Below are 11,891 nucleotides of genomic sequence, written 5' to 3' on the forward strand. Positions count from 1 at the left end.
AGGAGCCTTATTGTGCGCCCAACGCCGGAGTTAAGCCGCCGCGCGTAGCGCGGTCGGCTTGAACGAATTGTTAGACATCATTTACCAACTGACTTGATGATCTCGCCTTTCACAAAGCGAATAAATTCTTCCAAGTGATCTGCGCGTGAGGCCAAGTGATCTTCTTTTTGTCCCAGATAAGCTTGCTTAGCTTCAAGTAAGACGGGCTGATACTGGGCAGGTAGGCGTTTTATTGCCCAGTCGGCAGCGACATCCTTCGGCGCGATTTTGCCGGTTATTGCGCTGTACCAAATGCGGGACAACGTAAGCACTACATTTCGCTCATCGCCGGCCCAGTCGGGCTGCGAGTTCCATAGCTTCAAGGTTTCCCTCAGCGCCTCGAATAGATCCTGTTCAGGAACCGGGTCAAAGAATTCCTCCGCTGCCGGACCTACCAAGGCAACGCTATGTTCTCTTGCTTTTGTAAGCAGGATAGCTAGATCAATGTCGATCATGGCTGGCTCGAAGATACCCGCAAGAATGTCATTGCGCTGCCATTCTCCAAATTGCAGCTCGCGCTTAGCCGGATAACGCCACGGGATGATGTCGTCATGCACGACAAGGGTGACTTCTATAGCGCGGAGCGTCTCGCTCTCGCCAGGGAAAGCCGAAGCCTCCATAAGGTCATTGAGCAATGCTCGCCGCGTCGTTTCATCAAGCTTTACGGCCACAGTAACCAACAAATCAATATCGCTGTATGGCTTCAGGCCGCCATCCACTGCGGAGCCGTACAAATGCACGGCCAGCAACGTTGATTCCAGATGGCGCTCAATGACGCTTAGCACCTCTGATAGTTGGTTCGAAATTTCGATGGTCACCGCTTCCCTCATGATGTCTAACGGGCGAGGTAAGCCGACCGCAGAATGCGGGTCGGCTTGACCGAAATGTTAGAACCAGAAGCCAAAACGGATAACTTGAATTTGGCGACGGGCGCTAACCGTGAAAAAACGCTGCGCCACCGAGGCGGCACAGCACTGCAAAAACGATAGCTGCTTGCGCTTGCTACGCAAGGGCTAGAGGCCAAAAAGACTGAAAACCTGCGCAGCCCATGCAGGCGAAGCCCGGAAAAAAGGCAAAACAGGCACTGAATAACGCCTGAAAAGCTAAATGCCGTTTGAATAAACATGAGCTAAATAAAGCTGGGTTTCAGTGGTGCTAACGTTGGACGTAACGAGAGCCGGAGCGCAGCGGAGGGAACCAAAATGCGCAGCATTTTGGCGTCCCGTTGACGGAATGGTTAGCCGTTTCGACGCGCATAAACGGAGTGGGTGTACGGAATTACAGCTTGAATGGTTTCGGTTGAGACAAGCTCGAATTCTGTTTCGTTGAGCATTGGGAAGAAGGCGTCACCCTCGAAGGTTTGATGTACCTCAGATAGAAACACGCCGTGGGCGTGAGGTAGTGCCAGAGTGTATATCTCAGCTCCGCCCGCGACGTAGAGTTCATTGCCGAGTTCGGATGCCAAAGCGATAGCGTGCGACAGCGTTGAAACAACTACGCAGCCAGTGGCGCGGTAGTTAGCTTGGCGTGAGATTACCAATGTGTGACGGTTCGGTAGAGGCTTGCCGATAGACTCAAAGGTCTTTCGCCCCATGACAACGACTTTTCCCTCAGTGAGTCTGCGAAAAATCTTCTGCTCACCCGGAATTTTCCAGGGGATATTAGGACCATTGCCAATAACCCGATTGGCTCCCATCGCAGCAACGAGATAAATGCGTACTGATTCCGAGTTCATATGGCTAACTTTGTTTTAGGGCGACTGCCCTGCTGCGTAACATCGTTGCTGCTCCATAACATCAAACATCGACCCACGGCGTAACGCGCTTGCTGCTTGGATGCCCGAGGCATAGACTGTACAAAAAAACAGTCATAACAAGCCATGAAAACCGCCACTGCGCCGTTACCACCGCTGCGTTCGGTCAAGGTTCTGGACCAGTTGCGTGAGCGCATACGCTACTTGCATTACAGCTTACCAACCGAACAGGCTTATGTCCACTGGGTTCGTGCCTTCATCCGTTTCCACGGTGTGCGTCACCCGGCAACCTTGGGCAGCAGCGAAGTCGAGGCATTTCTGTCCTGGCTGGCGAACGAGCGCAAGGTTTCGGTCTCCACGCATCGTCAGGCATTGGCGGCCTTGCTGTTCTTCTACGGCAAGGTGCTGTGCACGGATCTGCCCTGGCTTCAGGAGATCGGAAGACCTCGGCCGTCGCGGCGCTTGCCGGTGGTGCTGACCCCGGATGAAGTGGTTCGCATCCTCGGTTTTCTGGAAGGCGAGCATCGTTTGTTCGCCCAGCTTCTGTATGGAACGGGCATGCGGATCAGTGAGGGTTTGCAACTGCGGGTCAAGGATCTGGATTTCGATCACGGCACGATCATCGTGCGGGAGGGCAAGGGCTCCAAGGATCGGGCCTTGATGTTACCCGAGAGCTTGGCACCCAGCCTGCGCGAGCAGCTGTCGCGTGCACGGGCATGGTGGCTGAAGGACCAGGCCGAGGGCCGCAGCGGCGTTGCGCTTCCCGACGCCCTTGAGCGGAAGTATCCGCGCGCCGGGCATTCCTGGCCGTGGTTCTGGGTTTTTGCGCAGCACACGCATTCGACCGATCCACGGAGCGGTGTCGTGCGTCGCCATCACATGTATGACCAGACCTTTCAGCGCGCCTTCAAACGTGCCGTAGAACAAGCAGGCATCACGAAGCCCGCCACACCGCACACCCTCCGCCACTCGTTCGCGACGGCCTTGCTCCGCAGCGGTTACGACATTCGAACCGTGCAGGATCTGCTCGGCCATTCCGACGTCTCTACGACGATGATTTACACGCATGTGCTGAAAGTGGCACTGTTGCAAAGTTAGCGATGAGGCAGCCTTTTGTCTTATTCAAAGGCCTTACATTTCAAAAACTCTGCTTACCAGGCGCATTTCGCCCAGGGGATCACCATAATAAAATGCTGAGGCCTGGCCTTTGCGTAGTGCACGCATCACCTCAATACCTTTGATGGTGGCGTAAGCCGTCTTCATGGATTTAAATCCCAGCGTGGCGCCGATTATCCGTTTCAGTTTGCCATGATCGCATTCAATCACGTTGTTCCGGTACTTAATCTGTCGGTGTTCAACGTCAGACGGGCACCGGCCTTCGCGTTTGAGCAGAGCAAGCGCGCGACCATAGGCGGGCGCTTTATCCGTGTTGATGAATCGCGGGATCTGCCACTTCTTCACGTTGTTGAGGATTTTACCCAGAAACCGGTATGCAGCTTTGCTGTTACGACGGGAGGAGAGATAAAAATCGACAGTGCGGCCCCGGCTGTCGACGGCCCGGTACAGATACGCCCAGCGGCCATTGACCTTCACGTAGGTTTCATCCATGTGCCACGGGCAAAGATCGGAAGGGTTACGCCAGTACCAGCGCAGCCGTTTTTCCATTTCAGGCGCATAACGCTGAACCCAGCGGTAAATCGTGGAGTGATCGACATTCACTCCGCGTTCAGCCAGCATCTCCTGCAGCTCACGGTAACTGATGCCGTATTTGCAGTACCAGCGTACGGCCCACAGAATGATGTCACGCTGAAAATGCCGGCCTTTGAATGGGTTCATGTGCAGCTCCATCAGCAAAAGGGGATGATAAGTTTATCACCACCGACTATTTGCAACAGTGCCAATGATATTGCCAGAGGGCAATCAGATCCCCGAAAAATAGTCCTTCAGTGGGACGAAATGATCCGGACCGCTGGCTCCCTGAAGCTGGGCAAAGTACAGGTTTCAGTGCTGGTCCGTTCATTGCTGAAAAGTGAACGTCCTTCCGGACTGACTCAGGCAATCATTGAAGTGGGGCGCATCAACAAAACGCTGTATCTGCTTAATTATATTGATGATGAAGATTACCGCCGGCGCATTCTGACCCAGCTTAATCGGGGAGAAAGTCGCCATGCCGTTGCCAGAGCCATCTGTCACGGTCAAAAAGGTGAGATAAGAAAACGATATACCGACGGTCAGGAAGATCAACTGGGCACACTGGGGCTGGTCACTAACGCCGTCGTGTTATGGAACACTATTTATATGCAGGCAGCCCTGGATCATCTCCGGGCGCAGGGTGAAACACTGAATGATGAAGATATCGCACGCCTCTCCCCGCTTTGCCACGGACATATCAATATGCTCGGCCATTATTCCTTCACGCTGGCAGAACTGGTGACCAAAGGACATCTGAGACCATTAAAAGAGGCGTCAGAGGCAGAAAACGTTGCTTAACGTGAGTTTTCGTTCCACTGAGCGTCAGACCCCTAAAATCCTGATGCTGATGTAGTCCCGTTTTATCGTCATCACGAAGCTTTCTGCTATGCCATTGCTTTCCGGGCTTCGCACTGCTGTCGTACAAGGCTCCAGTCCCAGCAACCGGGCGAACGCCGGCACTGTTGGCAACTGCCTTCCGAAGCGTTTTTCCACCGCACCCAGCATGACATCCTGCACCGTTTCTTTGTCATAGCCTCCGGTGCTCGCTGCCCAGTCAATGATCTCCCTGTCGCAGCAGTCCTGCGCGAAGGTCACCCGCAGCTTTTCGCCATTATCACAGCGGAACTCAAAGCCATCTGAGCACCAGCGCCGGTTACTTTCCGCTACTGCTACGCGCCCCTTATGGGCCCGCTTACGGCAAGGATCAGCGGGTTTACGTTCAAGAAGCAGATTATGCGTTCTCATAATGCGATACACCCGCTTTGCATTAACCACAGGCAGGCCGTCCCGCTCCGACTCCCGTCGCAGCAGCGCCCACACACGGCGATAACCATACGTCGGCAGGTCAGCCACCGCCATGTTTATCCGGGACAATACGGTGGTATCGTCAGAACGGGGCTGCCGTCTGCGATCCTGTCAGTCAGATGGCCGGTGAACCCGAATGCTCAACTGCGCACGCGACACGCTAAGACTTCTGCAAACGTCGCTTATTCGTCGTTCCCAGGCAACGAGGGCGCATGCGCAATCCATTTTTTTGCCCGGCCGAACTCCACGGCCTCTTTGAGTATCTCGGCTTCCATCGTCTTTTTGCCCAGAAGGCGCTGGAGTTCGCGAATTTGCTTATTGGCGGCAGCGAGTTCGGAGGCCGGCACCACTTCCTCGCCCGATGCAACAGCCGTCAGTGAACCGTCTTAATATTGCTTGCGCCATTTGAATATCTGGTTTGCATTGATGCCATGCAGGCGCGCGACATGAGACACGGTCATACCGGGCTCCATAGTCTGCTGAATAATGGCAATTTTTTCCTGCGGTGTACGACGCCGACGCCGCTCAGGTCCTGATAACACTTCAACCATCTTATCGTTCTGACTGGTATTAAACATAGTTCCAAGACTACCTCTTATTTTAAGAGAGTCGAAGTGTCTGGTGATCTATGGGGCCAGTCTAGCCCTCTTCCAAGTGTAGGGAGATATAGTCAAAGTTTGCTTCTCCGCCGATGAGTCCGCCCTGCGTCGGATAGTCCGATTTTTTACCGGCGAAGCACGGCTCTCCTAACCCTATCTAAAGCGAATAACTTTTTTCAACAGGGCCGCGTGCCAATGCAAGAGCGATAGGCGCTCTACGCGCCAATTTGACCACTTAAAACAGGTAAATTGAGGGGTTGTAATGTGTTGATGTAACAGGCTTTTATTTTAATGTCTTGGCATATGTATAATGGTAGTCTAGCCCTCCTTTCAACAAGGAGTACTCATGGAAACCTACAATCATACATATCGGCACCACAACTTTTCACATAAAGACTTAAGTGATCTCACCTTCACCGCTTGCACATTCATTCGCAGCGACTTTCGACGTGCTAACTTGCGTGATACGACATTCGTCAACTGCAAGTTCATTGAACAGGGTGATATCGAAGGCTGCCACTTTGATGTCGCAGATCTTCGTGATGCAAGTTTCCAACAATGCCAACTTGCGATGGCAAACTTCAGTAATGCCAATTGCTACGGTATAGAGTTCCGTGCGTGTGATTTAAAAGGTGCCAACTTTTCCCGAACAAACTTTGCCCATCAAGTGAGTAATCGTATGTACTTTTGCTCAGCATTTATTTCTGGATGTAATCTTTCCTATGCCAATATGGAGAGGGTTTGTTTAGAAAAATGTGAGTTGTTTGAAAATCGCTGGATAGGAACGAACCTAGCGGGTGCATCACTGAAAGAGTCAGACTTAAGTCGAGGTGTTTTTTCCGAAGATGTCTGGGGGCAATTTAGCCTACAGGGTGCCAATTTATGCCACGCCGAACTCGACGGTTTAGATCCCCGCAAAGTCGATACATCAGGTATCAAAATTGCAGCCTGGCAGCAAGAACTGATTCTCGAAGCACTGGGTATTGTTGTTTATCCTGACTAATTGCTTTGATGTGTGATTTTAAACGCTCAAATTTATAAAACGAATAATATTGTCAACCTTGCAATAATAGACATAGGGACAACCATGTATAAATTTTTACCCTCAGGCGTCTTCACAATAGAGCCATATAGCAGTGGGTCACTTAGTGGGCTTAATTTTTCCATTAAAGATAATATTAATATTGCTCAGTATAAAACATCATATGGTAGCCCATCTTGGCAAGTAAACATAAGGCTGCCATTTATAAGGCACTGTTGCAAAAATGTGGAGGTGATAGGGGTACTACGCCGGAACCCCAGATTTTTCCGTCCGTTCAAATTATCCACGGTTGAGCAGCTTGATCCCGTCCGCCCGCAGTTGACCAACAGGGGAAATATGCCTGTACAAAGTTTGCCGGGTTATCCCAAGTTCCTGGCATAGCGTACTGACCTTTGTTTCTGATTGTCCCATTGATGCCATTGCCAGTCGCAGTTTGACTGGCGTCATTTTATAAGGTCGGCCGCCGTTCCGCCCACGGGCTCTTGCTGATGCCAGACCTGCAGTCGTTCTTTCAGCAATCAGTTCGCGCTCAAACTCCGCCAGTGCGGCAAAGATACCGAAGACAAGCTTGCCAGCGGCCGTTGTTGTGTCGATAGTCGCCCCGTGACCGGTCAGCACTTTCAGACCGGTCCCCCTCGCGGTCAGGTCGTGCACTGTATTAATGAGATGACGAAGATCACGACCGAGGCGGTCCAGCTTCCATACGACCGAGAGCATAAAAAATATTGGGGCAGCGTGAGCTATGCTGCCATCGCTGGTCCCTTCCCGTCACTTTGAAAACCCGGATACCAGCAGACAAATTTATCCTGCAGTTCGTTATTCAAAACGGCGGTCCGGGTCTGTAACAAATAATGAGCCCCTTTTCTGCTCCACTGCATCTGCTGCTTTTTGGCCATTCGTCTGGCGATCACTTCATTGATCGTGGATTCCACAAACGCGGTTGATACCGGCTCTCCGTACCGACGCATTTCGCCGTAGTTTGGGATCATCATCTTATTATTCCGGATGTAGGTATACATTTCATCCAGATGTTTTTGCAGGGATTTCAGGCTAGGATAGCTGAGTTCAGGGTCATCGCAATACATAACGCAATTATCAATATGTTCCAGCGCAGCGACAACATTGCCATGCCAGAGATATCGTTTAATGCTTTCCAGCAGTGCCAGAACTTTACTCCCCGCCTCTGGATCTGATACCAGCAGTCCCCGGGCATATTGCATGAGCACCTTCAGCCTCATGGTGATATGAAACCAGTCCAGCACATGCGTTGACTCAGGGTACATACCGAACTGGAGGTCCCTGAGATTATCCGCGCCGTCGGACAGAAAAAATATCTGCTGGTTGGCCTGCATTCCCTGCGCTGAAAGGTGGGTCATGAGCCTGCGTTCCGGATGACAGTCATCCTTCTGAACAAAACCGAAGCGGCGGGTGTCAGCAGGCGCACCAACGGAAAAAGACTTCCCGGCAATAATTTCAAAATTACGCTTTTTGTCATCCCGATCGCGAACATAACCACCATCTATACCCACCACAAGCGGTTTTCCTGGCCTGGGCAGGTTCCCCCAGTCGCGGGGGCAGCCGGAAAGAAAACCTGAATGAGCTTCAGCCTCAGCGTCAAGACGCTGCGCCACCTGGCATAAATGATTCCTCACCGTTGAGGCATTCAGGCTGTGGCCCACCGGCAGAATATCTTTCAGCAGACGAGTCGTCATTTCATAGGAGATCATCGAGGCCCAGCGGGTTTCAATATATTTCAGTGCCGGGTGAGAATAATCGCCGGCCCAGTCGCTGAGCAAACTGACTGTCTTTGTATCACTCTCTTCACAACGGCACCGGTACACCCGAAGCCCGGATACCGGAATAACGCCAAACAGCGTCCGGTACCGTATTTTCTGTTTGCCTTTGATTCTGCGCGCAGCAAGGCAGTGAGGGCACCGGATATGGTGTTGAGTATATTCGTCTGCCTGCAGCTGGACCACCGACTGCTGGACCGTATTCAGCAACAGCTTGGATTCTGACACCGATAATCCGATGTCGTTCCGGGTCTCCCCTGATTTCTGGATTGTCATCAGTTCCTCCGTTCGACTGGAGCCTGATTCATCGGTGATGACTATCTGGAGCGTCAGTTGCATCATTGCCTCCTGCTGTGGTGGATGACTATCTCCCGGCTACTGGTTGTTCATCTGGTGACGAAGCTTATAATATGTGGAAACGCCAAGGCCCGCATGGTCGCAGGCGATCCTGAGCCTGACCCCTCTGCTTCTGAGTGCGTCAATTTCCTGGATCTTTTTGATATCGGCGCCGGGGCGCCCTGTTTTTTCACCCCGTGCTTTTTTCGCGGCGATGCCGTCGGCCTGCCTTTCCTTCAGTAAGGCTCGTTCAAACTGGCTGAATGCCGACATCATGTGCAGCTGCAGTTCCTGCATCGGATTGTTTGTGCCGGCGCTGAACGTCAGCTGCTCTTTCAGAAAAATAAGGGTAACGCCCTGGTCACGAAGCCGGGTGGTGACAGCGCACATATCCGACATATTCCGGCAAAGGCGATCGATGGAATGAACCAGAAGCGTATCACCAGGGCGTAATTGCCCCAGGAGTTCCTGTAACCCCGGGCGGTTTGTGTCCTTCGCGCTGGCATGCTCAACACAAATTTTATCAGGCTGAAAACCCGCCTTTGACAATGCCTCTTCCTGACGGGCCGTATTCTGATCGGCCGAGCTTACCCTGATGTAGGCATATTGCACGCAAAACCTCCGGAAGGTCTTTAAACATCATAGAGATTTAAAGAATAATCCATAAACACTGATTTAGGGAGGTTTATAGACATTTTTTCGGGGATCTGAGAGGCATGCTGAAAACGTATACCTTTATAGACATCAGTCAGCGACGACGGCCCAGCCAGATAACTTCAGGCTCCAGTACCGGAGATGCAAGGTCGAGCCTGCTCAGTTGCCGGTTGATTTTGTGGCGGTTGAACCTGACAGCATCCAGGTCGTCAGCAAAAGGGCGGATCTCGCCGACCGTTGTTTCATCATCCGCATTAACGATAGCTTCAAGAAACGCCAGGGTTTTATCGAACTCATCCGCAGCTGTGGCTCCGGGCATACCATGGCCGCTTATACAAAACGGCGCTTTCAGCGTAGAGTTTTCATAAATGGCCTCAACACGAATGTCATGAAGCCAGTGCTCAAAGAAATTGTATTCATAGGTAAAGCGATCGCCAGCATCAAAAGCAAAATCATCAATCACGACCCGGAACGGATTATCGACAAAACCGATGCCTCCTTCGTAGGAGATACCGTAATCTTTGCCATAAATGTGAAATTGATGGAGATGGTCGTCCCCCCAGCCCTGCACTATCTGGAAAATGAAGTGAAGCGCGGCCAGTGACGTGTCGGCAGCAATTCTCAGCCGACGCCAGACCATCGGACTGACTCCATGAACTGCTATTTTGATGACGTAGATCTTCATAGTCAGCAGGTATTGTTATGAAATGATGGTGGTTATTTTAACCCCTGTAGATGGCATCATTCGATGGCTGCCCCGAGGTTTTTCATGCTCTCCTTATTCAAAGGCCTTACATTTCAAAAACTCTGCTTACCAGGCGCATTTCGCCCAGGGGATCACCATAATAAAATGCTGAGGCCTGGCCTTTGCGTAGTGCACGCATCACCTCAATACCTTTGATGGTGGCGTAAGCCGTCTTCATGGATTTAAATCCCAGCGTGGCGCCGATTATCCGTTTCAGTTTGCCATGATCGCATTCAATCACGTTGTTCCGGTACTTAATCTGTCGGTGTTCAACGTCAGACGGGCACCGGCCTTCGCGTTTGAGCAGAGCAAGCGCGCGACCATAGGCGGGCGCTTTATCCGTGTTGATGAATCGCGGGATCTGCCACTTCTTCACGTTGTTGAGGATTTTACCCAGAAACCGGTATGCAGCTTTGCTGTTACGACGGGAGGAGAGATAAAAATCGACAGTGCGGCCCCGGCTGTCGACGGCCCGGTACAGATACGCCCAGCGGCCATTGACCTTCACGTAGGTTTCATCCATGTGCCACGGGCAAAGATCGGAAGGGTTACGCCAGTACCAGCGCAGCCGTTTTTCCATTTCAGGCGCATAACGCTGAACCCAGCGGTAAATCGTGGAGTGATCGACATTCACTCCGCGTTCAGCCAGCATCTCCTGCAGCTCACGGTAACTGATGCCGTATTTGCAGTACCAGCGTACGGCCCACAGAATGATGTCACGCTGAAAATGCCGGCCTTTGAATGGGTTCATGTGCAGCTCCATCAGCAAAAGGGGATGATAAGTTTATCACCACCGACTATTTGCAACAGTGCCCCGTTCAGCACCCGCGTGGTGAATGTCGGCGTCCGCGATTCCACCTATGTGCTCGACGGCCTGCTGTACCACGAGTCCGACCTGCGGATCGAGGAGCACTACACCGACACGGCCGGCTTCACCGATCACGTCTTTGCCCTGATGCACCTGCTAGGCTTCCGCTTCGCGCCGCGCATCCGCGACCTCGGCGAAACCAAGCTGTACGTGCCGCAGGGCGTGCAAGCCTACCCGACGTTGCGCCCGCTGATCGGCGGCACCCTGAACATCAAGCACGTGCGTGCCCACTGGGACGACATCCTGCGCCTGGCCAGCTCGATCAAGCAGGGCACCGTCACCGCCTCGCTGATGCTGCGCAAGCTCGGCAGCTACCCGCGCCAGAACGGACTGGCCGTGGCCCTGCGCGAGCTGGGCCGGATCGAGCGCACGCTGTTCATCCTGGACTGGCTGCAAAGTGTTGAACTGCGCCGCCGCGTGCATGCCGGCCTGAACAAAGGTGAGGCGCGCAACTCGCTGGCCAGGGCGGTGTTCTTCAACCGCCTTGGGGAAATCAGGGATCGGAGCTTCGAGCAGCAGCGCTACCGGGCCAGCGGCCTCAACCTGGTGACGGCGGCTATCGTGCTGTGGAACACGGTGTACCTGGAACGCGCCACCCAGGGGTTGGTCGAGGCCGGCAAGCCGGTGGACGGCGAGCTGCTGCAATTCCTGTCGCCGCTGGGCTGGGAGCACATCAACCTAACCGGCGATTACGTCTGGCGGCAGAGCCGCAGACTGGAAGACGGGAAGTTTCGGCCCTTACGGATGCCCGGAAAACCTTAGCGTACGATTTTTTCCGAATTCTGCGGGCTCCCCTATCTCATCTGCGCAAGGCAGAACGTGAAGACGGCCGCCCTGGACCTCGCCCGCGAGCGCCAGGCGCACGAGGCCGGCGCGCGGACCCGCGCCACGGCCCACGAGCGGACGCCGCAGCAGGAGCGCCAGAAGGCCGCCAGAGAGGCCGAGCGCGGCCGTGAGGCTTGGACGCTAGGGCAGGGCATGAAAAAGCCCGTAGCGGGCTGCTACGGGCGTCTGACGCGGTGGAAAGGGGGAGGGGATGTTGTCTACATGGCTCTGCTGTAGTGA

10 protein-coding genes and 5 pseudogenes are annotated in these 11,891 nt (G+C 53.2%); 5 read left to right on the forward strand and 10 right to left on the reverse strand.

The window, feature by feature from the left end:
- Nucleotides 1–30: 30 nt before the first annotated feature.
- The 3 genes and pseudogenes from HGD79_RS25115 to dfrA12 all read right to left on the reverse strand — a co-directional run bounded on the left by HGD79_RS25115 (nucleotide 31) and on the right by dfrA12 (nucleotide 1,774).
- Nucleotides 31–869 (reverse strand): annotated as a pseudogene (locus HGD79_RS25115) (AadA family aminoglycoside 3''-O-nucleotidyltransferase).
- Nucleotides 870–874: 5 nt separating this feature from the next.
- Nucleotides 875–1,165, reverse strand: coding sequence for a DUF1010 domain-containing protein (locus tag HGD79_RS25120; RefSeq protein ID WP_001336345.1), 291 nt, complete (start codon nucleotides 1,163–1,165; stop codon nucleotides 875–877).
- Nucleotides 1,166–1,276: 111 nt separating this feature from the next.
- The gene (gene dfrA12 / locus HGD79_RS25125; RefSeq protein ID WP_001083725.1) at nucleotides 1,277–1,774 is read right to left on the reverse strand and encodes a trimethoprim-resistant dihydrofolate reductase DfrA12; all 498 of its coding nucleotides are present in this window, start codon (nucleotides 1,772–1,774) and stop codon (nucleotides 1,277–1,279) included.
- 144 nt (nucleotides 1,775–1,918) lie between these two features.
- Here dfrA12 and intI1 point away from each other — a divergent pair, with 144 nt between their 5' ends.
- Nucleotides 1,919–2,890, forward strand: coding sequence for a class 1 integron integrase IntI1 (intI1, locus tag HGD79_RS25130; protein WP_119015029.1), 972 nt, complete (start codon nucleotides 1,919–1,921; stop codon nucleotides 2,888–2,890).
- Between the two features lie 33 nt (nucleotides 2,891–2,923).
- Here the strand turns inward: intI1 and HGD79_RS25135 are convergent, their stop codons facing one another.
- Nucleotides 2,924–3,628 (reverse strand): IS6-like element IS26 family transposase, encoded by a 705-nt coding sequence (locus HGD79_RS25135; protein ID WP_001067855.1) that lies wholly within the window; start codon nucleotides 3,626–3,628, stop codon nucleotides 2,924–2,926.
- Between the two features lie 63 nt (nucleotides 3,629–3,691).
- On the opposite strand from HGD79_RS25135, the pseudogene HGD79_RS25140 reads away from it, so the two are divergent.
- Nucleotides 3,692–4,249: pseudogene (locus HGD79_RS25140) on the forward strand (Tn3 family transposase); the annotation flags it as partial.
- A gap of 75 nt (nucleotides 4,250–4,324) precedes the next feature.
- On the opposite strand, the pseudogene HGD79_RS25145 reads toward HGD79_RS25140, so the two are convergent.
- A pseudogene (locus tag HGD79_RS25145) lies at nucleotides 4,325–5,340 on the reverse strand (IS3 family transposase); the annotation flags it as partial.
- A 394-nt stretch (nucleotides 5,341–5,734) separates the two neighbouring features.
- On the opposite strand from HGD79_RS25145, the gene HGD79_RS25150 reads away from it, so the two are divergent.
- Nucleotides 5,735–6,391 (forward strand): quinolone resistance pentapeptide repeat protein QnrS1, encoded by a 657-nt coding sequence (locus tag HGD79_RS25150; RefSeq protein WP_001516695.1) that lies wholly within the window; start codon nucleotides 5,735–5,737, stop codon nucleotides 6,389–6,391.
- A gap of 318 nt (nucleotides 6,392–6,709) precedes the next feature.
- Here the strand turns inward: HGD79_RS25150 and HGD79_RS25155 are convergent.
- From HGD79_RS25155 to HGD79_RS25175, 5 genes and pseudogenes are all read right to left on the reverse strand, one after another.
- A pseudogene (locus HGD79_RS25155) lies at nucleotides 6,710–7,138 on the reverse strand (recombinase family protein); the annotation flags it as partial.
- 32 nt (nucleotides 7,139–7,170) lie between these two features.
- Nucleotides 7,171–8,562, reverse strand: a complete 1,392-nt coding sequence (locus HGD79_RS25160; protein WP_001493761.1) for an ISKra4-like element ISKpn19 family transposase — start codon at nucleotides 8,560–8,562, stop codon at nucleotides 7,171–7,173.
- Nucleotides 8,563–8,598: 36 nt separating this feature from the next.
- Nucleotides 8,599–9,171 carry a recombinase family protein gene (locus HGD79_RS25165; protein ID WP_001493762.1) on the reverse strand — a complete coding sequence of 191 codons (573 nt, stop codon included), beginning with the start codon at nucleotides 9,169–9,171 and terminating at the stop codon, nucleotides 8,599–8,601.
- Nucleotides 9,172–9,307: 136 nt separating this feature from the next.
- Nucleotides 9,308–9,853 carry a plasmid pRiA4b ORF-3 family protein gene (locus tag HGD79_RS25170; protein ID WP_001493763.1) on the reverse strand — a complete coding sequence of 182 codons (546 nt, stop codon included), beginning with the start codon at nucleotides 9,851–9,853 and terminating at the stop codon, nucleotides 9,308–9,310.
- Between the two features lie 151 nt (nucleotides 9,854–10,004).
- Nucleotides 10,005–10,709: an IS6-like element IS26 family transposase gene (locus HGD79_RS25175; protein WP_001067855.1), complete on the reverse strand. Its 705-nt coding sequence runs from the start codon at nucleotides 10,707–10,709 to the stop codon at nucleotides 10,005–10,007.
- 60 nt (nucleotides 10,710–10,769) lie between these two features.
- Here HGD79_RS25175 and HGD79_RS25180 point away from each other — a divergent pair.
- Both HGD79_RS25180 and HGD79_RS25185 read left to right on the forward strand, forming a co-directional pair.
- Nucleotides 10,770–11,588: pseudogene (locus tag HGD79_RS25180) on the forward strand (Tn3 family transposase); the annotation flags it as partial.
- 57 nt (nucleotides 11,589–11,645) lie between these two features.
- Nucleotides 11,646–11,888 carry a transposase gene (locus tag HGD79_RS25185; protein ID WP_000844627.1) on the forward strand — a complete coding sequence of 81 codons (243 nt, stop codon included), beginning with the start codon at nucleotides 11,646–11,648 and terminating at the stop codon, nucleotides 11,886–11,888.
- Nucleotides 11,889–11,891: the final 3 nt, after the last annotated feature.

The organism is Escherichia sp. SCLE84 (assembly GCF_012584495.1).
GTDB lineage: Bacteria > Pseudomonadota > Gammaproteobacteria > Enterobacterales > Enterobacteriaceae > ECMA0423.